15 protein-coding genes, 1 tRNA gene and 1 rRNA gene are annotated in these 26,151 nt (G+C 69.8%); 4 read left to right on the top strand and 13 right to left on the bottom strand.

Translation table 11 applies throughout. The annotated features are described in order from the left end of the window. Nucleotides 1-46 precede the first annotated feature (46 nt). The 3 genes from AB0I98_RS19730 to AB0I98_RS19740 all read left to right on the top strand — a co-directional run bounded on the left by AB0I98_RS19730 (nucleotide 47) and on the right by AB0I98_RS19740 (nucleotide 6,828). Complete coding sequence (locus tag AB0I98_RS19730; RefSeq protein WP_362943233.1) at nucleotides 47-5,011, top strand: ATP-dependent helicase; 4,965 nt, start codon at nucleotides 47-49, stop codon at nucleotides 5,009-5,011. A 134-nt stretch (nucleotides 5,012-5,145) separates the two neighbouring features. Further along, on the top strand, nucleotides 5,146-5,985 hold the full coding sequence (locus AB0I98_RS19735) for a DNA-formamidopyrimidine glycosylase family protein (RefSeq protein ID WP_362943236.1): 840 nt from the start codon (nucleotides 5,146-5,148) through the stop codon (nucleotides 5,983-5,985). A 78-nt stretch (nucleotides 5,986-6,063) separates the two neighbouring features. Continuing rightward, nucleotides 6,064-6,828 (top strand): SDR family NAD(P)-dependent oxidoreductase, encoded by a 765-nt coding sequence (locus tag AB0I98_RS19740; protein WP_362943239.1) that lies wholly within the window; start codon nucleotides 6,064-6,066, stop codon nucleotides 6,826-6,828. On the opposite strand, the gene AB0I98_RS19745 is transcribed toward AB0I98_RS19740, so the two are convergent. The 10 genes from AB0I98_RS19745 to AB0I98_RS19790 all read right to left on the bottom strand — a co-directional run bounded on the left by AB0I98_RS19745 (nucleotide 6,800) and on the right by AB0I98_RS19790 (nucleotide 21,752). Continuing rightward, the gene (locus tag AB0I98_RS19745) at nucleotides 6,800-7,054 is read right to left on the bottom strand and encodes a hypothetical protein (protein WP_362943242.1); all 255 of its coding nucleotides are present in this window, start codon (nucleotides 7,052-7,054) and stop codon (nucleotides 6,800-6,802) included. The genes AB0I98_RS19740 and AB0I98_RS19745 overlap by 29 nt on opposite strands. 209 nt (nucleotides 7,055-7,263) lie before the next feature. Further along, nucleotides 7,264-7,734: a DNA starvation/stationary phase protection protein gene (locus AB0I98_RS19750; RefSeq protein ID WP_362943245.1), complete on the bottom strand. Its 471-nt coding sequence runs from the start codon at nucleotides 7,732-7,734 to the stop codon at nucleotides 7,264-7,266. A gap of 185 nt (nucleotides 7,735-7,919) precedes the next feature. Then, a complete protein-coding gene (locus AB0I98_RS19755; protein ID WP_328355504.1) occupies nucleotides 7,920-8,300 on the bottom strand; it encodes a helix-turn-helix transcriptional regulator in 381 nt (126 codons plus the stop codon). 109 nt (nucleotides 8,301-8,409) lie between these two features. Next, the gene (locus tag AB0I98_RS19760) at nucleotides 8,410-8,955 is read right to left on the bottom strand and encodes a nicotinamide-nucleotide amidohydrolase family protein (protein ID WP_362943248.1); all 546 of its coding nucleotides are present in this window, start codon (nucleotides 8,953-8,955) and stop codon (nucleotides 8,410-8,412) included. Further along, entirely contained in the window at nucleotides 8,952-9,737 is a 786-nt protein-coding gene (pgsA, locus tag AB0I98_RS19765; RefSeq protein WP_362943251.1) for a CDP-diacylglycerol--glycerol-3-phosphate 3-phosphatidyltransferase, read from the bottom strand. Before pgsA ends, AB0I98_RS19760 begins: the two co-directional genes overlap by 4 nt. Then, nucleotides 9,734-11,206 carry a 30S ribosomal protein S12 methylthiotransferase RimO gene (gene rimO, locus AB0I98_RS19770; protein ID WP_362943254.1) on the bottom strand — a complete coding sequence of 491 codons (1,473 nt, stop codon included), beginning with the start codon at nucleotides 11,204-11,206 and terminating at the stop codon, nucleotides 9,734-9,736. Before rimO ends, pgsA begins: the two co-directional genes overlap by 4 nt. 93 nt (nucleotides 11,207-11,299) lie before the next feature. Next, nucleotides 11,300-12,130 carry a RodZ domain-containing protein gene (locus tag AB0I98_RS19775; protein WP_362943257.1) on the bottom strand — a complete coding sequence of 277 codons (831 nt, stop codon included), beginning with the start codon at nucleotides 12,128-12,130 and terminating at the stop codon, nucleotides 11,300-11,302. Between the two features lie 262 nt (nucleotides 12,131-12,392). Then, nucleotides 12,393-15,116, bottom strand: coding sequence for a DNA translocase FtsK (locus AB0I98_RS19780; protein WP_362943259.1), 2,724 nt, complete (start codon nucleotides 15,114-15,116; stop codon nucleotides 12,393-12,395). Between the two features lie 141 nt (nucleotides 15,117-15,257). Then, entirely contained in the window at nucleotides 15,258-15,944 is a 687-nt protein-coding gene (locus tag AB0I98_RS19785; RefSeq protein WP_155058323.1) for a response regulator, read from the bottom strand. 318 nt (nucleotides 15,945-16,262) lie between these two features. Continuing rightward, nucleotides 16,263-21,752 (bottom strand): HAMP domain-containing protein, encoded by a 5,490-nt coding sequence (locus AB0I98_RS19790; protein ID WP_362943262.1) that lies wholly within the window; start codon nucleotides 21,750-21,752, stop codon nucleotides 16,263-16,265. 374 nt (nucleotides 21,753-22,126) lie between these two features. On the opposite strand from AB0I98_RS19790, the gene AB0I98_RS19795 reads away from it, so the two are divergent. Beyond that, nucleotides 22,127-24,880 (top strand): SpoIIE family protein phosphatase, encoded by a 2,754-nt coding sequence (locus tag AB0I98_RS19795; protein WP_362943265.1) that lies wholly within the window; start codon nucleotides 22,127-22,129, stop codon nucleotides 24,878-24,880. A gap of 47 nt (nucleotides 24,881-24,927) precedes the next feature. On the opposite strand, the gene AB0I98_RS19800 is transcribed toward AB0I98_RS19795, so the two are convergent. From AB0I98_RS19800 to rrf, 3 genes are all read right to left on the bottom strand, one after another. Continuing rightward, a tRNA-Thr gene (locus AB0I98_RS19800) sits at nucleotides 24,928-25,003 on the bottom strand. An 84-nt stretch (nucleotides 25,004-25,087) separates the two neighbouring features. Then, a complete protein-coding gene (locus AB0I98_RS19805; protein WP_362943287.1) occupies nucleotides 25,088-25,750 on the bottom strand; it encodes a DegT/DnrJ/EryC1/StrS family aminotransferase in 663 nt (220 codons plus the stop codon). Nucleotides 25,751-25,864: 114 nt separating this feature from the next. Further along, nucleotides 25,865-25,981: ribosomal RNA gene (gene rrf / locus AB0I98_RS19810) — 5S ribosomal RNA — on the bottom strand. Nucleotides 25,982-26,151: the final 170 nt, after the last annotated feature.

Consider the following 26,151-nt stretch of genomic DNA (forward strand, 5'->3'; position numbering starts at 1 on the left):
GTCGCAGGTCAGAGCGATTGTCAGTGGCCGGGTGCAGGATGGACGCATGGTCAGCTCCGCACATCGAGCCCTGGACGGCTTCTCCCCCGCGACCCGCGGCTGGTTCACGGGGGCCTTCTCCGCGCCCACCGCGGCCCAGGCGGGCGCGTGGCGGGCCATCGGGGAGGGCTCGGACGTGCTGGTGGTGGCCCCCACCGGCTCCGGCAAGACCCTGGCCGCCTTCCTGGCCGCCCTCGACCAGCTCGCCTCGACACCCCCGCCGGCCGACCCGAAGAAGCGCTGCCGTGTCCTCTATGTGTCTCCGCTGAAGGCCCTGGCGGTCGACGTCGAGCGCAACCTCCGCAGTCCATTGACCGGCATCCGGCAGGAATCCGTGCGCCGCGGCCTGCCCGAGCCGGAGGTCAAGGTGGGCATCCGCTCCGGCGACACCCCGGCCGCCGAGCGTCGCGCCCTGTCCACCCGCCCCCCGGACATCCTGATCACCACCCCGGAGTCCCTGTTCCTGATGCTGACGTCGGCCACCCGCGACGCGCTGACCGGCATCGAGACGGTGATCCTGGACGAGGTGCACGCGGTGGCCGGCACCAAGCGCGGCGCCCACCTAGCGCTCTCCCTGGAGCGCCTCGACGAGCTGCTCCCGAGGCCCGCCCGCCGTATCGGCCTCTCCGCCACGGTCCGCCCGGTCGACGAGGTGGCCCGCTATCTCTCCCCCCGCCGCAAGGTGGAGATCGTCCAGCCCAAGTCCGGCAAGGAGTTCGACCTGTCGGTCGTCGTCCCGGTCGAGGACCTGGGCGAACTGGGCGGTTCCCCGGTGGCCGATGGCAGCGAAGGGGCGGAACGCCCGTCGATCTGGCCGCATGTGGAGGAGCGCATCACCGACCTGGTGCAGGCCCACCGCTCGACGATCGTGTTCGCCAACTCCCGCCGCCTCGCGGAGCGGCTGTGCAACCGGCTCAATGAGATCGCCTACGAGCGGGCCACCGGCGAACCCCTGGACGAGCACCACGCCCCCGCCGAACTCATGGGCGGATCGGGAGCCGCCCAGGGCGCCCCACCCGTCATCGCCCGCGCCCACCACGGCTCGGTCTCCAAGGAACAGCGCGCTCTCGTCGAGGAGGACCTCAAGGCAGGCCGGCTCCCGGCCGTGGTCGCCACCTCCAGTCTCGAACTCGGCATCGACATGGGCGCCGTCGACCTCGTCGTCCAGGTGGAATCCCCGCCGTCCGTCGCGTCCGGCCTCCAGCGCGTGGGCCGCGCGGGACACCAGGTGGGCGCGGTCTCCACCGGCGTGGTCTTCCCGAAGTACCGCGGCGACCTCGTCCAGGCGGCCGTGGTCACCGAGCGCATGCGCACCGGCTCGATCGAGTCGCTGAAGGTGCCGGCCAATCCCCTGGACGTCCTCGCCCAGCAGATCGTCGCCATGACGGCGTTGGACACCTGGCAGCTCGACGACCTCCTCGCCACGGTCCGCCGGGCCGCACCCTTCGCCTCGCTCCCGGAGTCGGCGTTCACCGCCGTGCTCGACATGCTCGCGGGCCGCTATCCGTCCGACGCCTTCGCGGAGCTGCGTCCGCGCGTGGTGTGGGACCGCGTCGCCGGCACGATCACCGGCCGCCCCGGCGCCCAGCGTCTCGCCGTCACCTCGGGGGGCACGATTCCCGACCGGGGCCTCTTCGGGGTGTTCCTCGCCGGAGCCGACCCCAAGAAGGGCGGCGGCCGGGTCGGCGAGCTCGACGAGGAGATGGTCTACGAGTCCCGCGTCGGGGACGTCTTCACCCTCGGCACCAGCTCCTGGCGCATCGAGGACATCACCCGCGACCGCGTTCTGGTCTCCCCCGCGCCGGGCGTACCGGGCAGGCTCCCCTTCTGGAAGGGCGACCAGCTGGGCCGCCCGCTCGAACTGGGCCGCGCGGTCGGCGCGTTCCTCCGCGAGGTCGGCTCCCTGCCCAAGGACGACGCCCGCCTCCGTCTGCTCGCCGCGGGCCTGGACACCTGGGCCGCAGACAACGTCCTGTCCTACCTGGACGAACAGCGCGAGGCCTGCGGCCACATCCCGGACGACCGCACGATCGTCGTGGAGCGGTTCCGCGACGAGCTCGGCGACTGGCGGGTCGTCGTCCACTCCCCCTTCGGCGCCCAGGTGCACGCCCCCTGGGCGCTGGCGCTCGGCGCCAAGCTCTCCGAGCGGTACGGCATGGACGCCCAGGTCATGCACGCCGACGACGGCATCGTGCTGCGCCTGCCCGACGCCGACATCATGGGCTTGGACCTGCTCGACCAGGCACCGATGAAAGCAGGCACGGAGTACGACGCCGAACAGGCGCCGGTCGGCGCGGCGGACGTGGTCTTCGACAAGGGCGAGGTCGACCAGGTCGTCACCGACCAGGTGGGCGGCTCGGCGCTGTTCGCGTCCCGTTTCCGCGAGTGCGCCGCCCGCGCGCTGCTGCTGCCGCGCCGCAACCCCGGCAAGCGCACCCCCCTGTGGCAGCAGCGCCAGCGCGCCGCCCAACTGCTCCAGGTGGCCAGCGAGTTCGGCTCGTTCCCGATCGTCCTGGAAGCGGTCCGCGAGTGCCTCCAGGACGTCTTCGACGTCCCCGGACTCGTCGAGCTGATGGGCGACCTGGAGGCCCGCAAGGTCCGCCTGGTCGAGGTCACCACCCCCGAGCCCTCCCCCTTCGCCCGCTCTCTCCTCTTCGGGTACGTGGCCCAGTTCCTGTACGAGGGAGACTCCCCGCTCGCCGAGCGCCGCGCCGCCGCCCTCTCCCTGGACTCGCGACTGCTGGCCGAGCTGCTCGGCCAGGCGGAGCTGCGCGAGCTGCTCGACGCAGAGGTTCTCACCGAGCTGGAGAAGGAACTCCAGTGGCTCACCGAGGACCGCCGCGCCAAGGACGCCGAGAGCGTCGCCGACCTGCTGCGCCTGCTCGGCCCGCTGACGGAGGCCGAGTTGGCGGAGCGGGGCGCCGAACCGCAGTGGGCCCAGGAGCTGGCCGGCGCGCGCCGCGTCATCCGGGTCAGGATCGCCGGCGCCGACCACTGGGCGGCGATCGAGGACGCGGGCCGCCTGCGTGACGCGTTGGGCACGGCGCTGCCGGTCGGCGTCCCGGAGGCCTTCACCGAGCCGGTCAAGGACCCGCTCGGCGACCTTCTCGCCCGGTATGCCCGCACCCACGGTCCGTTCACATCGGCCACCGCGGCGGCCCGCTTCGGTCTTGGCGTGGCGGTCACCGAGGGCGCGTTGCAGCGCCTGGCGGCGAACGGCCGTGTCGTACAGGGCGAATTCCACCCCGCCGGTATCGGTCAGGAGTGGTGTGACGCGGCGGTCCTGCGCCGTCTCCGGCGCCGTTCGCTGGCCGCGCTGCGGCATGAACTGGAGCCGGTGTCGCCGCCCGCGCTGGCCCAGTTCCTGCCCCAGTGGCAGCACATCGGCAAGGGCCACGGACTGCGCGGCGTCGACGGACTGGTGCGTGCCGTGGAGCAGTTGCAGGGCGCGTCCGTACCGGCATCGGCTCTGGAGAAGCTCGTCCTGCCGTCCCGCGTCGCGAACTACACGCCCGCGTTGCTCGACGAACTCACCACCGCCGGAGAGATCGTCTGGGCCGGCGCGGGCGCGCTCCCCGGCAAGGACGGCTGGGTGTCCCTCTACCTCGCGGACGCGGCCCCACTGCTCCTGCCGCCCCCGCACCCCCTGGAACTGACCGCGCTCCACCAGTCCGTCCTGGACGCCCTCTCGGGGGGCTACGGCCTGTTCTTCCGTCAGATCGCCGACCAGGTCCGGGCCACCACCCACCCCGACGCCACGGACCCCCAACTGGCCGACGCCATCTGGGACCTCGCCTGGTCGGGCCGTCTGACGAACGACACCCTCACCCCCATGCGCTCCCTCCTGGGCTCGGGACGTACCGCGGGCTCCACGGCCCACCGCGCCAAGCGCACGATCCCGCGCGGCCGCTACGGCTCGCTGACCGCCGCTGCCCGCCCCGCCTCCCGCACCGGCCCTCCGACGGTCGCCGGCCGCTGGTCCCTGCTGCCGGAGCGCGAGGCCGACCCCACCGTCCGCGCCCACGCCCTGGCCCGGACCCTCCTCGACCGGCACGGCGTGGTGACGCGGGGAGCCGTCTCCGCAGAAGGCGTCGAGGGGGGCTTCTCGGCGACGTACCGCATCCTGTCCGCCTTCGAGGACAGCGGCCAGGCACGGCGCGGCTACGTGGTGGAGGGCCTCGGCGCCGCCCAGTTCGCCATGGACGGCGCGATCGACCGCCTCCGCGCGGTGGCGTCCGCCCGAGAACGGGGCGAGGCCCTCCCGCCCCAGCCGCACGCCGCCTCCCACGACTTCCCGCCCGGTGCCTTCGATCCGCTGGACGGCTTCACGCCGGAGGGCTTCGACGCGCCCGACGGCTCCACAGCGGACGGCTTCGAGGAAACCGACGGCTCCACCCCCGGCCGTCACCACGATTCTGCTCCCGGCCATGACTTCGGAACCCCCGGCTTCGAAGACGGCTTCGGCACCCCCCGCTCCCACGCCTCCCGCCCCAACTCCCCCCGCTCCCGCGACGAGTACACATCACCGCGCGACTTCCCCCCACCCCGTACGACCCCGCACCGCACCCGCACCACCTCCGACTCCCGAGCCGTCGTCCTCGCCGCCGCCGACCCCGCGAACGCGTACGGTGCCGCGCTTCCCTGGCCCGAGCCACCGACCGGCGCCGGGCACAAGCCGGGTCGCAAGGCGGGCTCCCTCGTGGTCCTCGTCGACGGCGAGCTGACGCTCTACATGGAGCGCGGCGGCAAGACGCTCCTGGCCTGGCCCTCCACCCCGGACAGCGCGGCCACGGACGACCCACGCCTGCGGGAGGCCGCGGACGCGCTCGCCGCGGCGGCCCGCGCGGGCTCCCTCGGCACGGTCACCGTGGAACGCGTCAACGGCGCCTCGGCCCTGACTTCCCCCCTCGGCAGCCTCCTGGAAGGATCCGGTTTCATCGCCACCCCCAGGGGCCTCAGGCTGCGGGCCTGACCCACCCACACGCACGGGCACGGCATCAGAGCACCACGACGGCAGCTCTCACCAGAGCACCACGACGGCACCCCTCGTCGGCGCACCAAGGCAACCCCGTCAAGGACGAGGCCCCCGAAGGAGAAACGGACCACATGCCCGAAGGAGACACCGTCTGGCAAGCCGCAAGGCGCCTGCACGGCGCGCTCGCGGGCCAGATACTGACCCGGAGCGAACTCCGGGTCCCCAAATTCGCCACCGCCGACCTCACCGGCCGCACCGTCCTGGAGGTCGCTCCCCGCGGCAAGCACCTGCTCGCCCGCATCGAAGGCGGCCTGACCCTCCACTCGCACCTACGGATGGACGGCTCCTGGAAGGTGTTCGACGAGGGCCAGCGCTGGACCGGCGGCCCCGCCCACCAGATCCGCGCCATCCTCGGCGCAACCGCCCACACAGCCGTCGGCTACCGCCTCCCCGTCCTGGAGCTCCTCCGCACGACCGACGAGCACCGGGCCGTGGGCCACCTCGGCCCCGACCTCCTGGGCCCGGACTGGGACCCCGACCGCGCCCTGGTCAACGTCCTCGCGGACCCCGCCCGCCCGCTCGGCGAGGCCCTGGTCGACCAGCGCAATCTGGCCGGTATCGGCAACGTCTACAAGAGCGAGCTCTGCTTCCTGCTCGGCGCCACCCCCTGGCTCCCCATCGGCGCCCTCCCCAGCGAGCACGCCGCCCACCTGCCCGCCCTCGCCAAAAAGCTCCTGGAGGCCAACCGCGACCGCCCTGTCCGCGCCACCACGGGCCTCCGCGGCCAGGACCTCTTCGTGTACGGCCGCGCACCCCGCCCCTGCCTCCGCTGCCACACCCCGATCCGCGTGGCCGACCAGGGCGACGGCCGCCGCGAACGCCCCACGTACTGGTGCCCGACGTGCCAGGCCGGCCCCGCCCCGGCGCCCGGCACCGCTCGCAGGAGACGGAACCCACCCTCGTACGACTGAACAAACCGGCCGATGCGACGGAACCCGGCCCCGCTCTACTAATTGACGACCCGTCAGAAACCCTCGTACCGTCCCTTCATGCCCGTCAAGGCGTACGACCTCACCGGACGCACCGCATTCGTCACCGGGGCCGCCGGCGGAATCGGCCGGGCCTCGGCGGTCCTGCTCGCGGAGGCGGGAGCCACCGTGCACTGCGCGGACCGCGACGCACAGGGCCTGCACGAGACGGCGACCCTGATCAAAGACAAAGGCGGCACCGCCCACACCCACGCCCTCGACGTCACCGACCGCACACAGCTCCAGCAGGCCGTCCACTCCTGCGAGCATCTGCACGTCATGGCCGCGATCGCCGGAATCATGCACAGCAGCCCTGTCCTGGACACCAGGGACGAAGACCTCGACCGCGTACTGAACGTCAACTTCAAAGGCGTGCTGTACGCCTGCCAGGAGGCCGCCCGGCTGATGCTCGCCCAGCAGATCAGGGGCAGCATCATCACCATGGCGTCGGGAGCCGTCGACACCGGCGGCCCCGGTCTGCTCTGCTACGGCGCCGCCAAGGCGGCCGTGGTCCAGCTGACGAAGACTCTGGCGGCCGAGGTCGGCCGGCACGGCATTCGCGTCAACGCGGTCGCTCCGGGCTGGATCCGCACCCCCATGACAGACCGCCACGACAACGAGGCCCAGGCGCACACCGAGTCGCTGATGGCCCGGAGGTCGCCGCTGGGCCGGGTCGGCGAGCCGGAGGACGTGGCCCACGCGGTCCTGCATCTGGCGTCGGACGCGTCGGCGTTCACGACGGGCCAGATCCTGCGCCCTAACGGCGGGGTGGCGATGCCCTGGTAGCGAGGGCCACCCGCCAGGCCTCGCGCCAGCGCCCGGCCCGCACGGCGCCTGCCGCCCGCGCCTTCGGCACACAGTGCACCGGCAGCAGGCTCAGCCCCCATCCCCCGGCGGCGACGGCACCCTCCAGCACCCCGGCATCGGGCGCCAGCGCGAGCCGCAGCACGGCCCACCACCACAGCGCCCCGAGCCCGAGGGCTGCCCCCCAGCGCACTATCGACCCCGTCATGGCAGCACCTCCAGCCCGACGCTAGGGGGCCGCCTCACCCGCCGGAAGGGCGCACCCACGGCACACGGATGCAGCACAGGCCAATGCCGTCACACCCAGGAGGCGCGCCCCGTCAGGCACGGCACCCTCAAGCTCGCGGCCCGGATCATCCTCAGAGCACGACCACGTCACAGAGCTGCGGCGCGGAACATCCTGCAAGCACCAGCACGTCACCCGTTCTCGGCCTGGAACATCCAGTGATGCTTCTCCAGGTCCGCGGTGATCCCGATGAAGATGTCCTGGCTGACCGGATCAGGCTCGGCGGTCGCCCCGATCCGTTCCCGCATACGAGTGATCACCGCACCCAGGGCATCGACCAGTGTGGACACCGCGTCGCTGTCCGTGACCCAGCCCTCGCGCACCGGACCGATGCCGCTGCCGACCGCCACGGTCGCCGCGCGCCCGTCCGGCGAGACACCCAGGGCCGAGGCGCGCTCGGCGACGGTGTCGGAGTGCGTCCGGGCCAGGGCCACCACCTCGTCGAGCTGAAGATGGACGGTGCGGAAGCGCGGGCCGACCACGTTCCAGTGGATCTGCTTGGCCACCAGGGCGAGGTCGACCAGGTCGACGAGGGCGCCCTGCAGCGCCTCGGACACGGTCTTCAGATCCGCGTCGGACAGCGGGCTCTTGACGACGTACATCCGAACCTCCGTTGGTCGCCCCGTCACATCTCTCCACCATGACCGCCCCACCCGACACCGGCAAACGGACCAAAAGGGACATGCAAGGGACGAGAAAACCCCGGCAGCGCTCCCCCGGATCTTCCCGGCGGAGCCCCGACCGGGGCTTCACACACTTCGTCAGCTCATGCGCCAAGGCGCATGACTCACGCGGCAACCACGTCCACGGCCTCGGCGGGCGCCTTGATGGTCACCCGTTCCGGTGGCACACCGGTCACCGATACGGAACCCAGCATCGGACGTACCGACGTGGGTACGGACTCGCTCGAAGTGGCCGCAGCGGACCGGGCCAGCTCGGCGAGTGCGAGCTCGTCGCTCACTTCCCGCATGAGTTCGGACATCCGTACGTCCAGCGCGTCGCAGATGGCGGACAGCAGCTCGGAGGAAGCCTCCTTCTGCCCCCGCTCCACCTCGGAGAGATAGCCGAGTGAGACTCGGGCGGACGAGGAGACTTCGCGCAGAGTACGGCCCTGGCGTTGGCGCTGCCGACGCAGCACGTCACCCAATAGGCGACGGAGCAGAATCATCGGTGGCTCCCTCCTCGGACCGCGTAGCCGCATCCTTCACGCCCCACCGTACCGCCTTGCGCCGCGGCCGTGCGGGGAGCGATGTCGTGTTCACTCAGGGCTGCAAACATCAAAACCCCCCGTTCTGTTCCGTATCCTGTGCCCGCTCATTCCCAGTTTGTTCGCTCGCAAGCTGCTGCAGGAGCAGAGCGAGCACGCTCCGTACACTCTCCATACGAATTTCCGCCCGGTGGCCGTTCAACCGCAGCGAGGCCACTTTCCCGCCACCGGTTGCCGTGGAGTCCGCCGCGAAGGGGCCGTCGACGGCGATGAAAACCGTGCCGACGGGCTGCCCGTCCTGGGATTCCGGACCGGCGACACCGGTCGTCGCGAGGCCCCAGTCGGCGCCCAGCGCCTTGCGCACTCCTGCCGCCATCTGTGCCGCGACCTGCGGATCCACCGCTCCCCGCTGCGCCAGCAGGGTGGCGTCGACACCGAGCAATTCATGCTTCAGCTCGGTGGCATAAGCGGTCACCGATCCGCGGAAGGCCTTGGACGCTCCTGGCGCCGCTGTGATTTCCGCCGCAACGAGCCCACCGGTGAGGGATTCGGCGACGGCCAGCGTCTCACCTCTCACAGTGAGTAGTCGCACCAGCTCGTCAGCTGCGGAACTCATGCGTCCGCCTCCTCCGACGCGGCCCTGCGCTCGGCGATTCCCTGCCTGCGCAACACAATGGCTTGTCTCACATAGTCGAGCCCGGTCACCACGGTCAGAATCACCGCCGCCGCCATCACCCACCACCGCAGGGTGGCGAGCCATCCCGTGAGCGCCAGGACATACATCCCGACCGCGACGCCCTGGGTGAGGGTCTTCACCTTGCCGCCACGGCTCGCCGGAATGACGCCGTACCGGATGACGATGAAACGCAGCAGGGTGATCCCGAGTTCCCGGCCGAGAATGACGATCGTCACCCACCACGGCAGATCGCCGAGGGCGGACAGACAGATCAGCGCCGCCCCCATGATCGCCTTGTCGGCGATGGGATCGGCGATCTTCCCGAAGTCGGTGACGAGGTTGTACGCGCGCGCCAGGTGACCGTCGAACAGGTCCGTGATCATGGCGATGGCGAAGGCCGCCCAGGCGAGCGAGCGCCACGCCGGGTCGTAGCCGCCGTCGGCCAGCATCAGCGCGACGAAGCCGGGAACGAGGAGCAGCCGGAGCATGGTCAGGAGGTTGGCGATGTTCCAGACGCTGGCCTGATCGACGGCTGCTGCGGCCAGCTTTCCGCCCCGCGCCGACTTGGCACCGCCCGATGCAGCCGACTTGGGGCCGCCCGATGCACCGGAGGCACCACCGGACACGGACGCGGAGGCACCTCCGGAGACGGACGCTGCCGAGGTCACCGGTCCTTTCGCCTTGGCGGAGCCGCCCGCGGCGGACGCCGGGACTCCCGTCATCTGGTCGCCTCCTCTCCGTATCCGAGCGAGCCCTGCAACGGCTCGGCCACCAGGTCGACACCCTCCGTACCGACCACCTTCGCCTCGACCATACGACCGACGCCGAGGCCTTCGCCGCTCGTGAGCAGCACCTGGCCGTCCGTCTCCGGCGCCTGGTGCATACCGCGGCCGTACGCGCCCTCCTCGTCGTCGACGGATTCGACGAGCACCTGCACGGTCTCGCCCACGCGCTCCTCCGCGCGCTGCGAGACGAGTTCCTCGGCCAGCCGGGAGACATGTGCCAGTCGCTCGGCGACGACGTCCTCGTCGAGCTTGTGGTCGTAGGTCGCCGCCTCGGTGCCCTCCTCGTCGGAGTAGCCGAAGACGCCGATGGCGTCCAGCCGCGCGCCGTTCAGGAATCGCTCCAGCTCGGCCAGGTCGGCCTCGGTCTCGCCGGGGAAGCCCACGATGAAGTTGGAGCGCACGCCGGCCTGCGGGGCCTTGCTCCGGATGGTGTCGAGGAGTTCCAGGAAGCGGTCGGTGTCGCCGAAGCGGCGCATCGCACGCAGCACGTCCGGGGCGGAGTGCTGGAAGGACAGGTCGAAGTAGGGCGCGACCTTCTCGGTCGACGTCAGGACGTCGATGAGCCCGGGGCGCATCTCGGCCGGCTGCAGATAGCTGACGCGCACCCGCTCGATGCCGTCGACCCCGGCGAGCTCCGGCAGCAGGGACTCCAGCAGCCGGATGTCGCCCAGGTCCTTGCCGTACGACGTGTTGTTCTCGGAGACCAGCATGATCTCCTTGACGCCCTGCTCGGCCAGCCACCGCGTCTCGTTCAGCACATCGCTGGGCCGGCGCGAGATGAAGGAGCCGCGGAAGGACGGGATGGCGCAGAAGGAGCAGCGCCGGTCGCAGCCGGAGGCGAGCTTCACCGAGGCGACCGGGGAGCCGTCCAGACGGCGGCGCAGGGGCGCACGCGGCCCGGAGACCGGAGCCACACCTTCCGGCAGGTCGGCCGGAGCGCCATGGCCGGGGAGGGCGACATCGGACACCGACTGGCGCTCCGCCGGGCTGATCGGCAGCAGCTTGCGCCGGTCACGCGGGGTGTGGGCGGCGTGGATGCCGCCGCTCAGGATGGTCTGGAGCCGGTCGGAGATGTCGGAGTAGTCGTCGAAGCCGAGCACGCCGTCGGCCTCCGGCAGCGCCTCCGCCAGCTCCTTGCCGTACCGCTCGGCCATGCAGCCCACCGCCACGACGGCCTGGGTTCTGCCCTGCCCCTTGAGGTCATTGGCTTCGAGGAGGGCGTCGACGGAGTCCTTCTTGGCGGCTTCGACGAAGCCACACGTGTTGACGACGGCGACATCCGCGTCCTCAGCGTCCTCGACGAGTTCCCAGCCGTCCGCCTCCAAGCGGCCTGCGAGCTCCTCCGAGTCCACCTCGTTACGGGCGCAGCCAAGGGTGACGAGTGCGACGGTACGGCGTTCAGGCATGGGCTCAAGACTACTTCGTCCCACTGACACCCCACGTCGACGGGGTTGGCCGATCTTGGCCAACCCCGTGAGTGCTTCACCCGATGCGACCGCTTATCCGACCTGCGGATCGCCCTTCGTGTACGTCAGCCGCTCGACCGCTCCCTGCTGCCAGTCCTCGTCGATCTTCTTGCCGTTGACGTAGAGCTGGATCGCGCCGGCGTCACCGAGGACGAGGTTGATCTTCTCGCTGTCCTGGAAGGTCTTGGACTCGCCCTGCTTGAGGAGGCCGTCGAAGAGGAGCCGGCCGTTGTGGTCCTTGGCCGAGATCCAGCTGCGGCCGTCGGCGGCGCTGACCTGGACGGTCACCTTGTCCTGGGGCGCGGCCGCGATGGCGCTGTCCGTCGGGTCGGGCTTGGGTTCGTCGGGCTTGGTCGGCGTGGGCGAGGCGGTCTTGCTGGTCGAGGGCGTGGAGCCCTCGGCGACCTGGGTCTTGTCGCCGCCGTCACCGCCCTTGAACGCGGTGAACCCGACGAAGCCGACCACGGCGACGATCGCGGCGACCATGGCCGCGGTCCAGTTGGGCCCGCGCCGCTCGGGGCGGATGCGTTCCGCCTCGAAGAGCGGGGCCGCCGGGGTCGGCGCCGGACGCCCGCCGTGGTCGGCGTCGTACTGGGCGAGCAGCGGGGCCGGGTCGATGCCGACGGCCTTGGCCAGGGTCCGGATGTGACCGCGGGCGTAGACGTCTCCGCCGCAGGGGCCGAAGTCGTCCGCCTCGATGGCGTGCACGATGGGCAGGCGGACCCGGGTGGCGTTGGTGAGGTCGTCGACGGTCAGCCCGGCCGCGATGCGTGCCTGCTGAAGGACACGGCCGATCGACAGGCGGGCTTCCTCACGGTCGTCTTCGAACGGACGCTCGTCTTCAGGGGAGTTGCCGATGGACACGGGGGCGCCTTTCGAGCGTATAGCCACCTGTGCTGGAGGTTCAGTCTAGGGGGGTGCGAAAGGGTGGGGCAACCGGGCGGTGGGACTTTGTACGCCATCGGAATGGCCGGGCATCCCGATGGTGGGGCACAAGCTTTTCGCTTCCCTCAACTTGACGTACGTCCAAGGGAAACGGTTGCTCAATGATCCCTTACGGGCAGGTCACGGTTGCACATCGGCCCGCCGCGCATCCGCACGCAAGGTGACCATTGCGACGTGGTTCCTACCCGTCAGACTCCCCACGGATCACGGCCAGCACGCCATCCAGCTCGTCAGGTTTCACAAGAACATCACGTGCCTTGGACCCCTCGCTCGGTCCGACGATGCCCCGGGACTCCATCAGGTCCATCAGCCGGCCCGCCTTGGCGAAGCCGACGCGCAGTTTGCGCTGGAGCATCGAGGTGGACCCGAACTGCGTGGAGACGACCAGTTCGGCCGCCTGGCACAGCAGGTCGAGGTCGTCGCCGATGTCCTCGTCGATCTCCTTCTTCTGCTTGGTACCCACGGTGACGTCGTCCCGGAAGACGGGCGCCATCTGGTCCTTGCAGTGCTGGACGACGACCTCGACCTCTTCCTCGGTCACGAAGGCGCCCTGCATACGGGTCGGCTTGTTCGCCCCCATCGGCAGGAACAGGCCGTCGCCCTTGCCGATCAGCTTCTCGGCACCGGGCTGGTCGAGGATGACCCGCGAGTCCGCCAGCGACGATGTCGCGAAGGCGAGCCGGGAGGGCACGTTGGCCTTGATCAGACCGGTCACGACATCCACCGACGGCCGCTGCGTGGCCAGCACCAGGTGGATACCGGCCGCGCGCGCGAGCTGCGTGATCCGCACGATCGAGTCCTCGACGTCCCGCGGCGCGACCATCATCAGGTCGGCGAGCTCATCGACGATCACCAGCAGATACGGATAGGTCTTGAGCTCCCGCTCGCTGCCTTCCGGCGTCTTGAGCTTGCCGTCGCGGATGGCCTGGTTGAAGTCGTCGATGTGCCGGTATCCGAAAGCCGCCAGGTCGTCGTACCGAAGGTCCATTTCCCGTACGACCCACTGGAGCGCCTCGGCGGCCCGCTTCGGGTTGGTGATGATCGGCGTGATCAGGTGGGGAATGCCCTCGTAGGCGGTCAGCTCGACGCGCTTGGGGTCGACGAGGACCATGCGCACGTCCTCGGGGGTCGCCCGCATCATGATCGACGTGATCAGGCAGTTGATGCACGAGGACTTACCCGAACCGGTGGCTCCGGCGACCAGGACGTGCGGCATCTTCGCCATGTTCGCCATGACATAGCCGCCCTCGACGTCCTTGCCGAGCGCGACGAGCATCGGATGGTCGTCCTCGGCCGCCGCCGCGAGCCGCAGTACGTCCCCGAGGTTGACCATCTCGCGGTCGGTGTTCGGGATCTCGATGCCGACCGCGGACTTTCCGGGGATCGGGCTGATGATGCGCACGTCCGGGCTGGCGACGGCGTACGCGATGTTCTTGGTGAGCGCGGTGATCCGCTCGACCTTGACTGCGGGGCCGAGCTCGACCTCGTACCGGGTGACCGTCGGCCCGCGCGTGAAGCCGGTGACGGCCGCGTCGACCTTGAACTCGGAGAAGACGGTGGTGAGCGAGGCGACGACGGCGTCGTTCGCGGCGCTGCGCGCCTTGCCGGGGCCCCCGCGCGTGAGGAGGTCGAGCGACGGCAGGGAGTAGGTGATGTCTCCGGAGAGCTGGAGCTGCTCGGCGCGCGGCGGCAGATCGCGGATCTCGTCGGGGGCGGACTTCGTGAGATCCGGTACGTCCGCCTTGAGCTTCTCCTGCTTCGGCCGTGCGGCCGGGACAGGCGTCGGGGTGGGGGTGGGGGTCGGAGTGGCCTCGCGGTCGCCCACGCTCACGCCCTGGGTGAGGTCGGCGACGATCGGCGAGGGCGGCATGCCGTGCATCACGGCGCCGTCCAGCGCGGCAGCGGCGGCCGCCGCGACGTCCACGGCGTCCATCTGCCGGTCCATCGCGGGCTTGGGCACCGCGGAACGCCTCGGGCGACCGCGACGCCGTGAGAGGGCCTCCTGCTCCGCGCTGTCGGGGTCGTACGCCTCGGGCTTGGGTCCGCGCCTGCGCGGGCGCGCGGGCAGCGCATCGCGCCACTGGTCGTCGTAGCGCTCGTCGTCGTCGGAGAACTCGTCCTCGTCGTCGGCCGGGTCGTGGAGGAGCCCGAGCTTCCTGCCGAGCAGCCGCAGTCGCTGCGGGATGGCGTTGACCGGGGTCGCCGTGACGACCAGCAGCCCGAAGACTGTGAGCAGCACGAGCAGCGGTACGGCGAGCAGTTCACCCATGGCGTACGTCAGCGGGGTCGCCGCGCCCCAGCCGATGAGACCGCCCGCTGCCCTTATGGCCTGCATGCCGTCGCTGCGCGCGGGCGCGCCGCAGGCGATGTGGACCTGGCCGAGCACGCCGATGAGGAGCGCGGACAGGCCGATCACGATGCGGCCGTTGGCCTCGGGCTGCTCGGGATGCCGGATGAAGCGCACGGCGATGAGGGCGAGCAGCAGCGGCACCAGCAGATCGAGGCGGCCGAAGGCGCCGGTGACCAGAATTTCGACCAGGTCGCCGACGGGACCGCGCAGATTGGACCAGGTCCCCGCGGCCACGATCAGCGCGAGTCCGAGCAGCAGCAGGGCGATGCCGTCCTTGCGGTGCGCCGGGTCGAGGTTCTTCGCGCCCTGCCCTATGCCCCGGAAGACCGCGCCGACGGCGTGCGCGGCGCCGAGCCAGATCGCGCGCACGAGCCAGAAGATGCCCCCGGTGGGGTTCGGCGCCGGCTTGGGCGCGGGCTTCTTGGCCGCGGCCTTCTTGGCGGGCGCCCTCTTGGCCGGGGCCTTTTTGGCGGCGGCCTTCTTCGCCGGAGCCTTCGCCGAAGCGGCAGCCTTCTTCGAGGGCTGCTTCTTGGCTGCGGAGGGACGTGAGGCCATAGGTGTGAGGTTACCGGTGGAGACGGCAGCGGACACGTGTGCCCACTGCTTCACCCGTTCGTGTCGCCCTTGCCGGGGCAGGAAACTGACGCGCGCTCAAACACCACGTGCACGCAGGTACAACTGCGTCCGCGGCGGGCGTCAGTTCTGCGAGGGCACCGACGGTGCTCCACTGCCCGTGCCCGGCTCCAGAGCGTCCAGCGCCCGGCGCAGGCCGGTGAGTTTGCGCTCCAGGTGCGCGGCCGTCGCCACGGCCGCCGCGTCCGCGGACTCGTCGTCGAGCTGCTTGGACAGCGCCTCGGCCTGCTCCTCGACGGCCGCGAGCCGCGCCGACAGCTCGGCGAGCAGCCCGGCCGGCTCCTTCGCCTCGCCGACCGCGGTCTTGCCTCCGCCGCCCTCCAACTGGAGCCGCAGCAGGGCCGCCTGCTCCCGGAGCTGGCAGTTCTTCATGTAGAGCTCGACGAAAACGGAGACCTTCGCGCGCAGCACCCACGGGTCGAAGGGCTTGGAGATGTAGTCGACCGCGCCCGCCGCATAGCCGCGGAAGGTGTGATGCGGGCCGTGGTTGATGGCGGTGAGGAAGATGATCGGGATGTCCCGGGTCCGCTCTCGCCGCTTGATGTGTGCGGCGGTTTCGAAACCGTCCATGCCCGGCATCTGCACATCCAGCAGGATGACCGCGAAGTCGTCCGTCAGCAGTGCTTTGAGCGCTTCCTCCCCGGACGATGCCCGCACCAGCGTCTGATCGAGCGCGGAGAGGATGGCCTCCAGCGCCAGCAGATTCTCCGGCCGGTCATCGACCAGGAGGATCTTGGCCTTCTGCACCATGGCCCGCCCTCCTCGCCCCGGCTTGGGGCCTCCCCTGTCCTCAGGACTTGGGGTGACGCCGGTGCGCGCCGCCCCAGGGGACGGCTCCCTTGCGCCGCCCGTCCTTGTGCCGGTCATGGTAGCCGCACCCCGCCTGTCGCCACACCCTGTCACCGCGATGTCACTGTGCACGTAGCAGAAACGCAGCAGGAGACCAGAAGGTTCCCCGTATCCCGTACTTCTACACGGCCTCGGCCACACTGCGTCAGCAACTCCGGGTGAACACCGAAGGTTCCCACTACTTCCCCGCCGCTTCGCCTCGCGGCCCGACGGTTCTCGTCACTCCTCCCTCATCCACTGCTGCATGACCGCCAGCAGATGATCGGGGTCGACCGGCTTCGTCACATAGTCGGAGGCACCCGACTCGATCGCCTTCTCCCGGTCGCCCTTCATCGCCTTCGCGGTGAGCGCGATGATCGGCAGCCCGGCGAACTGCGGCATCCTGCGGATCGCCGTCGTCGTCGCATACCCGTCCATCTCGGGCATCATGATGTCCATCAGGACGACCGCCACATCGTCGTGCTGCTCCAGGACCTCGATGCCCTCACGGCCGTTCTCGGCGTACAGCACCGACAGGCCGTGCTGCTCCAGGACGCTGGTGAGCGCGAAGACGTTGCGGATGTCGTCGTCGACGATCAGCACCTTCTGCCCGCCGAACCGGATGCCCCGGTGCGACCGTGGCGCCGTGTCCTGGTCGTCGGCGGTCCAGCGCTCCTGTCCCGGCTGCTCGGCCGGCGCGATGGGCGTGGTCCTGCGCCGGCGCCGGAAGAGCGCGGCGGCGCCGTTCTGAGTCTCGCGGTACGACCTCACCTCGGCCGGCGTCTCGACCTCCACCTCGGACAGCTCCGACAGGTCGGCCGCGGCCCGGCGTGCGGACGCCACCAAGTCGCCGGCCTCCAGCACGGGCAGCCCCTGCTGGTAGCCCTGCGGCGGCAGTTCGCTCGGGTGCAGCGGCAGATAGAGCGTGAACGTCGAGCCGCGGCCCGGCTCGCTCTGCGCGTGGATCTCGCCGCCGAGCAGCTGGGCGATCTCCCGCGAGATCGACAGCCCCAGACCTGTACCGCCGTACTTCCGGCTGGTCGTGCCGTCCGCCTGCTTGAACGCCTCGAAGATCACCCGCATCTTGCTGGCCGCGATGCCGATGCCGGTGTCGGTCACCGAGAACGCGATCAGATCCGCGTCCGCGTCCCGCAGCGAGCCTGTCTCCAGGAGCTGCTCGCGAATCGCCAGCGGGACGTCCGCGCCGGCCGGCCGGATCACCAGCTCGACCGATCCGGAGTCGGTGAACTTCACCGCGTTGGACAGCAGGTTGCGCAGCACCTGGAGCAGCCGCTGCTCGTCGGTGTGCAGCGTGGCGGGCAGTTCCGGAGACACCCGTACGGACAGGTCGAGGCCCTTCTCCGCGGTCAGCGGGCGGAAGGTCGCCTCCACGTAGTCGACGAGCTGGACGAGCGCGATACGCGTCGGTGAGACGTCCATCTTGCCCGCCTCGACCTTCGACAGATCGAGGATGTCGTTGATCAGCTGAAGCAGATCGGAGCCGGCGCCATGGATCGTCTCGGCGAACTCCACCTGCTTGGGGGTGAGGTTGGAGTCCGCGTTGTCGGCGAGCAACTTGGCCAGAATCAGCAGTGAGTTGAGCGGCGTACGCAGCTCGTGCGACATGTTCGCCAGGAATTCGCTCTTGTAGCGCATGGAGACGGCGAGTTGCTCGGCACGCTCCTCCAGGACCTGCCGCGCCTCCTCGATCTCGGTGTTCTTGACCTCGATGTCGCGGTTCTGCTGGGCCAGCAGCTCGGCCTTCTCCTCCAGTTCGGCGTTGGACTCCTGGAGGGCCTTCTGCCGGTTCTCCAACTCCGCCGACCGCTCGCGGAGTTGCTCGGTCAGCTCCTGCGACTGCCGCAGCAGCACCTCGGTCTTGGTGTTGACGGAGATGGTGTTGACACTGGTCGCGATCATCTCGGCGATCTGGTTGAGGAAGTCCTTCTGGATCTGCGTGAAGGGCGTGAAGGAAGCCAGCTCGATGACACCGAGCACCTTGCCCTCGAACAGCACCGGAAGCACGATCACTTGTGCTGGCGGTGCCTCGCCGAGCCCCGAGGAGATCTTCAGATAGCCGCTCGGCGCGTTCTCCACGAGGATCGTGCGCTTCTCCTGGGCGGCCGTCCCGATCAGCGCCTCACCGGGCCGGAACGACGTCGGCATGGAGCCCATCGAGTACCCGTACGAGCCGAGCATGCGCAGCTCGTACGCGTCCTCCTGGCCGCTGCTGATGTCCTTGCCGTCGAGCAGGGGCATGGCGAGGAAGAACGCGCCGTGCTGTGCGGAGACCACCGGCGTCAGCTCGCTCATGATCAGCGAGGCCACGTCGTCGAGGTCGCGGCGGCCCTGCATGAGCGCGGAGATACGGGCCAGGTTGCCCTTGAGCCAGTCCTGCTCCTTGTTGGCGATCGTTGTGTCGCGCAGGTTGGCGATCATCTTGTTGATGTAGTCCTGGAGTTCCTGGATCTCGCCGGAGGCGTCGACGTCGATCTTCAGGTTCAGGTCACCGCGGGTCACCGCAGTCGCCACGCGCGCGATGGCACGTACCTGCCGCGTAAGGTTTCCTGCCATTTCGTTCACGGACTCGGTGAGGTCGCGCCAGGTTCCGTCGACGTCACGCACGCGTGCCTGACCGCCGAGCTGGCCTTCGGTGCCCACCTCGCGGGCGACTCGGGTGACCTCTTCGGCGAAGGACGACAACTGGTCGACCATCGTGTTGATGGTCGTCTTGAGCTCGAGGATCTCACCGCGCGCGTCGATGTCGATCTTCTTGGTCAGATCACCCTTGGCGATGGCGGTCGTGACCATGGCGATGTTGCGCACCTGACCGGTCAGGTTGGACGCCATCTGGTTCACGGACTCGGTGAGGTCCTTCCAGGTGCCGGCCACGCCCGGTACGTGCGCCTGCCCGCCGAGGATGCCGTCCGTGCCCACCTCGCGGGCCACCTTGGTGACCTGGTCGGCGAACGAACTCAGCGTCTTCACCATGGTGTTGAAGGTGTCCGCGAGCTGCGCGACCTCGCCGCGCGCCTCGATCGTCACCGTCCGGGTCAGATCGCCGTTGGCGACGGCCGCCGCGACCTGGGAGATGTTCCGCACCTGCATGGTCAGGTTCTTGGCCATCAGGTTGACGTTGCCGCTGAGGTCCTTCCAGATGCCCGTGACGCCCGGTACGTGCGCCTGGCCGCCCAGGATGCCCTCGGTGCCCACCTCGCGGGCCACGCGGGTCACCTGCTCGGCGAAGGACGACAGCTGGTCGACCATCGTGTTGACGGTGGTGACGAGTTCGAGGATCTCGCCCTTCGCGTCGACGGTGATCTTCTTCGACAGGTCACCCTTGGCGACCGCTGTCGTGACCTCGGCGATCTGACGCACCTGGATGGTCAGGTTGTTCGCCATGAAGTTCACGGACTGGGTGAGGTCCTTCCAGGTGCCGGAGACACCCTGCACCTCGGCCTGCCCGCCCAGCTCGCCCTCCGTGCCCACCTCACGGGCGACTCGGGTGACCTCCTCCGCGAACGACGACAGCTGGTCCACCATCGTGTTCAGGGTGTTCTTCAGCTCCAGGATCTCGCCGCGCGCGTCCACGGTGATCTTCTGGGACAGATCACCCCGGGCCACCGCGGTCGCGACCTGCGCGATGTTGCGCACCTGGGCGGTGAGGTTCCCTGCCATTCCGTTCACGGAGTCGGTCAGGTCGCGCCACACGCCGGCGACGCCGGGCACCTGCGCCTGCCCGCCGAGGCGGCCCTCCGTGCCCACCTCGCGGGCGACCCGGGTCACCTGGTCGGCGAAGGCGGAGAGCTGGTCGACCATCGTGTTGATGGTGTTCTTCAGCTCCAGGATCTCGCCGCGCGCGTCGACGTCGATCTTCTGGGACAGATCACCCCGGGCCACCGCCGTCGTCACCTGGGCGATCTGCCGCACCTGCGAGGTGAGGTTGCCGCCCATGAAGTTGACGGAGTCGGTGAGCTCCTTCCACGTACCGGACACGCCCGGTACGACGGCCTGCCCGCCAAGCCGGCCCTCGGTACCCACGTCCCGGGCCATCCGGGTGACCTGATCCGCGAAGGCCGACAGCTGGTCCACCATCGTGTTCACGGTGTTCTTCAGCTGGAGCATCTCGCCGGAGACGTCCACGGTGACCTTCTGCGACAGATCACCGTTGGCCACCGCGGTCGTGACCTGCGCGATGTTCCTCACCTGTCCGGTGAGATTCCGGAACGCGGTGTTGACGGAGTCCGTCAGGTCCTTCCACGTCCCCGCCGCCCCCGGCACCTGCGCCTGCCCGCCCAGCTCACCCTCGACACCGACCTCCCGCGCCACGCGCGTGACCTCGGAACCGAAGGACGACAGCTGGTCCACCATCCCGTTGACGGTGTTCTTCAGCTCCAGCATCTCGCCGGCCACGTCGACGGTGACCTTCTGCGACAGGTCACCGCTGGCCACGGCCGTCGTCACGGCGGCGATGTCCCGCACCTGGGTGGTCAGGTTCCGGAAGACCGTGTTGACGGAGTCCGTCAGGTCCTTCCACGTCCCCGCCGCGCCCGGCACATTCGCCTGACCGCCCAGCTGCCCCTCGGCACCGACCTCATTGGCCACACGCGTGACCTCGTCGGCGAAGATCCGCAGCGTCTCGGTCATCTGGTTGATCGTGTCCGCGAGCTGCGCGACCTCACCGCGCGCCGACACCGTCACCTTCCGCGACAGATCACCGTTGGCGACCGCCGTCGTCACCTGCGCGATACCGCGCACCTGGGCCGTCAGGTTGCCGGCCATGAGGTTCACCGAATCGGTGAGGTCCTTCCACACACCGGCCACACCCGGCACCTGCGCCTGCCCGCCCAGCTCGCCCTCGGTGCCCACCTCGCGTGCGACTCGCGTCACCTCGGAGGAGAAGGACGACAGCTGGTCCACCATCGTGTTGACGGTGTTCTTCAGCTCCAGCATCTCGCCGGCCACATGAACCGTGACCTTCCGGGACAGATCACCCTTCGCTACCGCGGTCGTCACCAGCGCGATGTCCCGCACCTGGGCCGTCAGCCGGTACGCCATGGTGTTGACGGAATCCGTGAGGTCCTTCCACGAACCCGACATACCGCGCACCTGGGCCTGCCCGCCCAGCTTGCCCTCGGTCCCGACCTCACTGGCCACACGCGTGACCTCGTCAGTGAAGATCGACAGCTGGTCGACCAGATTGTTGACCGTCCGCCCGACCTTCAGGAACTCCCCACGCAGCGGCTGCCCCGTGGTGCCGTCCGGCGCCTGCGTCCGCAGCTCCATACGCGGCGACAGATCACCCTCGGCCACCGCCGAGAGCACCCGGCCGACCTCGGAGACCGGTCGTACGAGATCGTCGACCAGGGCGTTCGAGTGGTCGATGGCGGCCGCCCAGGAGCCCTCACAGGCGCCTGATTCCAGCCGTTCTGTGAGCTTGCCCTCACGACCCACCATGCGCCGCACTCGCGACAGCTCACCCGTCAGGTGCAGATTGCGGTCGGCCACCTCATTGAAGACCGCGGCAATCTCGGACATCACGCCGTCGCCGGACACCGTGAGCCGCTTGCGGAAGTTCCCGTCCCGCATCGACACGAGGGCCGCCAGCAGTCTGTCCAGGGACGCCGTGTCGACCGCGGTGGTACCACCCCGCGGTTTGCGCTGGTTACTCAGGGACTGTCCGCCTTTCGCGCGCGTTTTAGTGCCCCGCGTCGCTGCGCCAGACTCCACTTGTCCCTCCCGCAGGGGTCGACCGTTGCTGCTGCGATCCGGTACTACTGCTCGGCGTACCAGTTACTACTGCGTATTCCTGCCGGATATACCAGGCCACACCCGGGGCTGCTGCCCGCCGGAAGCGGATCTCACTCTGCCTGTCCGGACCTTCACAAGAAGCTTGCCCAGTGTTTCACCCTCGCTGAACCCGGCCATAACAGTTCGGCAGCTTCCCACACCGTCCGCACACCCTCCGGACGGAAACACTGCAGACCGGCATCCGCATGGACGGGGAAGGTAAGTAACCTTGCATGCGGCTGTCCAGCCGCGCCGGTCCGTCCGGCCTGGGCGGTGGCACGAGAACGAGCGGGCATCGGAGGGGCGGCCGCACCATGACCACCGGACTGATCCCGGGGGGACATCCCCCGGACCCCCGGCCGACCGACGGCCTGCCGTCGCAAACGCGACGGGAGCCGGTCGGCCAGGGAGCCCTGCACGTCGACAACCGGTCGAGGAGTTCTGTGATCACCGCGCGCGCGGCCGCCAGCTTCGAGCCCGTCGGGCGATCGGTCGCGACCGCCCGCGCCTTCGTCCGCGACACGCTCCAGGGCTGGGGCTTCGCCGACATCGTCGACGACGCCGTGGTCCTCACCAGCGAGCTGGTGACCAACGCCGTGGTCCACGCGGGCACCTCCGCGGACGTCCTGTGCCTGCGCAGTGACGACGGCGTCCGGATCGAAGTCGCCGACCGCTACCCGGAGCGCGAGATCCCGCTCCAGGGCTCCGCCGTCAACATGGGCAGCCCGGACCGCGAGGGCGGCCGCGGCCTCCAGCTGTGCGCGGCGCTGGCCGGCCGCTGGGGCGTCGAGTACACGCCCACGCACAAGCAGGTCTGGTTCCAACTCGACCTCCCCGACCGCGCGGTGGGCACCCGCACGGCGGGCCCCTCGCTCCCCGCAGACCTCCTGCCCCTCGCCGACGGCCGCGTCCGCGTCGCCGTCGTCCAGATCGACCGTACGGGCTGCATCTCCGCCTGGAACGAGGACGCCGAGGAACTCTTCGGCTACGCCTCCGAACAGGTCAACGGCAAGCCCCTCACGGACCTCGCGGCCTGGCCGCACACCCCGGGCACCAGCACCGGCGTCGCGGAGGCACTCCAACTCTCGCGCTGGGAGGGCAGTTACGGCATCCGCGGGGCCAACGGCCGGGTGACCCCGGTGTACGCCTCCCACCTCCGGGTCCGCGACACCGGCGGTGAGCCATCCACGGTCTGCCTTCTCGTACGGGACCACGAACGCGCCGTCCTGCAGACGCCGTTGCGCCACTCCTCCTCCGACTCCGCCACGGGCCCGGACGGCCAGAACACCGACCCCTTCGAGGTGTTCATCGGCTCCCCTCCCCCGGACGACCTCGACGGCCTCCTCCAGCGCACCGTGGAGCGCGCCCGCGACATGCTCGACGGCGACAGCGCTTTCCTGCTCCTCGCCACCGACGACGAAACGGAGTTGGAGGTCCGCGCCTCCACCGGCCTGCCCTCCGCCCGCCAGCGCTTCGCCCGCGTCCCCGTCGAGGCGGGCCCCGGCCGCTACGGCTCGGCCCGCATGCCGGCCGTCCACGAGGACCTCACCATGGTCCCCGGCGCCGTACCCCTGCTGAACGGCACCGGCATGCGCTCGGTCGTCACCGTCCCGCTGAAGGTCGAGGGCCGCCTCACCGGCTCCCTGGGCGTCGCCGCGGAGGGCCCCGGCAGATACTCGAACGAGGAGGCGCTGCGCCTCCAATTCGCCGCGGACCGCATCGCGTTGGCCGTCGAGTCGGCCCGTCTGGGTGAACTGGAGCGCCTGCGCCGAGGCTCGCTGAGCTTCCTGGTCGAGGCCTCCGACCTGCTCGCCGGCACGCTCGACCGCGACCAGACACTCGCCCTCATGGCCCAGATGACGGTCCCGACCCTGGCGACCTGGTGTGCGGTCTACACGATCGCCGACCAGGCCTCCGAGCCGTACCTGTCGTACGTCCTGCACGAGGACGAAGAACTCATCGACGGCATCAAGTCGTTGCTCTCGAAGATCGCCCCGCCGGATCCCGTGCCCACACCCGGTGCCCGCGTCTGGTCGGCCCCCGCGGAGTCGGCCCACCAGGCGGCGCTGCGCACGTCCATGCGCAGCCTGGGCCTCGGCGAGCCCATTCCGCGCGTCAGCTCGGGCATCGGCCCGACGCTGGCCACGGCCTCGGCGGTCGGCGGCGAGACCGTGGTCCTGCCCCTGGTGGCCCGCAACCGCGTGATCGGCATGCTCACCCTCGGCAAGCCGACGGACGAACACTTCCGCCAGGAAATCCTGGAGCTGGCCGAGGACCTGTCCCGCCGAGCCGCCCTGGCCCTGGACAACGCCCGCCTCTACTCCGAGCGCACAGCCATCAGCCAGTCCCTCCAGCGCAGCCTCCTGCCGCCCGAACTCCCCGACATCGAGGGCGTCGAGGTCGAGGTCATCTACCGCGCGGCCGGCGAGGGCAACGAGGTCGGCGGCGACTTCTACGACGTCTTCCCCATCAGCGACGGCGCCTACGGCTTCGCCATCGGCGACGTCTGCGGTACGGGCCCGAACGCGGCGGCGGTCACGGGCCTGGCCCGGCACGCCCTGCGCCTGCTCGCCCGCGAGGGCCTGAGCGGCCCGGCGGTCCTGGAGCGCCTGAACTCCGCCATCCTCGACGAGGGCGCCCGCAGCCGCTTTCTGACGCTCCTGTACGGCGAGATGCGCCCCCAGGACGACGGCAGCGCGGAGCTGAAGGTGGTCTGCGCCGGCCACCCGCTCCCCCTCCGCCTCCGCCAGGACGGCACGGTCGAACCGGCCGCCGAACCCCAGCCGCTCCTCGGTGTCATGGAGGACCTCGAGCTGTACGAGCAGACGGTCACCCTGGACCCCGGCGACGTCCTCCTGTGCGTCACGGACGGTGTCACCGAACGCCGCGAGGGCAGCCGCATGCTGGGCGACGACGGCCTCACCGACGTCCTTACGACCTGCACGGGCCTCACAGCCGGCGCCGTCGCGGCGCGCATCATGCGCGCGGTGGAGCGCTTCGCATCCGACGCCCCGTCCGATGACATGGCGATCCTGGCGATGCGAGTCCCGGGACTCCACAAGGACTAGAACAACAGCACAAAGGCCCCCCGCCGTTGGGCGGGAGGCCTTTTCACTGGAGCCCCCAAACGGAATCGAACCGTTGACCTTCTCCTTACCATGGAGACGCTCTACCGACTGAGCTATAGGGGCCTGTCGCGTTCTCGAGGTGACCCTCGCGGCGACGGAATAGATCATACCCCGAACGAACCTGTGCTCCCAACCCCGCTCTTCCTGTCAGAAGGCGGGCTGAAGCAGTCCCCCAAGGGCATTGCACGCGGACACTATTCGCTGCATGTCCCGCTTCGTCAACGACGCGTCCACAGGCAGCGCCAACGTCTCGTCCGCGGCCCGCTCGGTCTCCGGAAGAGACACACACCGACGGAACTCCGGCAGCCGATGCACAGGCGTCTTCACCGGCACCCAGCACTCAACTCCCCTGGCCCGCAAGGCCCGAGCGAAGGCGTCCCGGTCGGGCCGCCCGTTCCCCGGCACCCGCACGACGTACTGCTGATAGGTGTGCCCGTGACCCCCATCCGGCGTCAGCACACCCCGCAACTTCGCATCGAGATAGGAGGCACGCTCCCTGCGCTGAGCAACCTCGTCGTACGGCACCTCGGACTCCCCCTGCTCCAGCACAAGCAGCCCATGCCGCTGCCCGAGCTCATGCAGCCGCGCGATGTCCGCCGGCCGACCGAAGCGGTGTACGACAACCAGGGCCGCCGTCCGCGGAGTTACGGCCGCTTCGACGGCGGACGTGTCCAGGCAGTACGTCACCGGATCTATATCGGCGAACACCGGCAGCGCACCGGCCATCGCCACGGCCTCGGCGACCTCCACGTTCCCGAACGCCGGGACGACGACCTCGTCACCGACTCCGACGCCGGCAGCCCGGAGCATTGCAGCAGTACCCATGTTGCGGATGCTCGTTGCACAACCTGAACTTCAAGTAACACAGAACAAAAAAGGGTTGGACCCAGAACCGAAGTTCTGGGTCCAACCCTTTCAAATTTTGTTCGGCGGTGTCCTACTCTCCCACAGGGTCCCCCCTGCAGTACCATCGGCGCTGTAAGGCTTAGCTTCCGGGTTCGGAATGTAACCGGGCGTTTCCCTCACGCTATGACCACCGAAACCCTATTGGTTTCGAGCGAACAAGCACACTCTTCAGTTAGATGTTCAAGCTCAAAGCCGACAACTGTTCGTTGTCTCAGAACTAACACAGTGGACGCGAGCAACTGAGGACAAGCCCTCGGCCTATTAGTACCGGTCACCTCCAGCGGTTACCCGCCTTCCAGATCCGG

The sequence above is a fragment of the Streptomyces sp. NPDC050211 genome (assembly GCF_040656035.1).
In the GTDB taxonomy this organism is placed as follows: domain Bacteria; phylum Actinomycetota; class Actinomycetes; order Streptomycetales; family Streptomycetaceae; genus Streptomyces.

What these genes read in the sequence shown, in the direction of transcription:
- AB0I98_RS19730 (WP_362943233.1), top strand. Translation starts at nt 47, where the DNA reads ATGGTCAGCTCCGCACATCGAGCCCTGGACGGCTTCTCCCCCGCGACC.
- AB0I98_RS19735 (WP_362943236.1), top strand. Translation starts at nt 5,146, where the DNA reads ATGCCCGAAGGAGACACCGTCTGGCAAGCCGCAAGGCGCCTGCACGGC.
- AB0I98_RS19740 (WP_362943239.1), top strand. Translation starts at nt 6,064, where the DNA reads ATGCCCGTCAAGGCGTACGACCTCACCGGACGCACCGCATTCGTCACC.
- AB0I98_RS19745 (WP_362943242.1), bottom strand. Translation starts at nt 7,054, where the DNA reads ATGACGGGGTCGATAGTGCGCTGGGGGGCAGCCCTCGGGCTCGGGGCG.
- AB0I98_RS19750 (WP_362943245.1), bottom strand. Translation starts at nt 7,734, where the DNA reads ATGTACGTCGTCAAGAGCCCGCTGTCCGACGCGGATCTGAAGACCGTG.
- AB0I98_RS19755 (WP_328355504.1), bottom strand. Translation starts at nt 8,300, where the DNA reads ATGATTCTGCTCCGTCGCCTATTGGGTGACGTGCTGCGTCGGCAGCGC.
- AB0I98_RS19760 (WP_362943248.1), bottom strand. Translation starts at nt 8,955, where the DNA reads ATGAGTTCCGCAGCTGACGAGCTGGTGCGACTACTCACTGTGAGAGGT.
- pgsA (WP_362943251.1), bottom strand. Translation starts at nt 9,737, where the DNA reads ATGACGGGAGTCCCGGCGTCCGCCGCGGGCGGCTCCGCCAAGGCGAAA.
- rimO (WP_362943254.1), bottom strand. Translation starts at nt 11,206, where the DNA reads ATGCCTGAACGCCGTACCGTCGCACTCGTCACCCTTGGCTGCGCCCGT.
- AB0I98_RS19780 (WP_362943259.1), bottom strand. Translation starts at nt 15,116, where the DNA reads ATGGCCTCACGTCCCTCCGCAGCCAAGAAGCAGCCCTCGAAGAAGGCT.
- AB0I98_RS19785 (WP_155058323.1), bottom strand. Translation starts at nt 15,944, where the DNA reads ATGGTGCAGAAGGCCAAGATCCTCCTGGTCGATGACCGGCCGGAGAAT.
- AB0I98_RS19795 (WP_362943265.1), top strand. Translation starts at nt 22,127, where the DNA reads ATGACCACCGGACTGATCCCGGGGGGACATCCCCCGGACCCCCGGCCG.
- AB0I98_RS19805 (WP_362943287.1), bottom strand. Translation starts at nt 25,750, where the DNA reads ATGCTCCGGGCTGCCGGCGTCGGAGTCGGTGACGAGGTCGTCGTCCCG.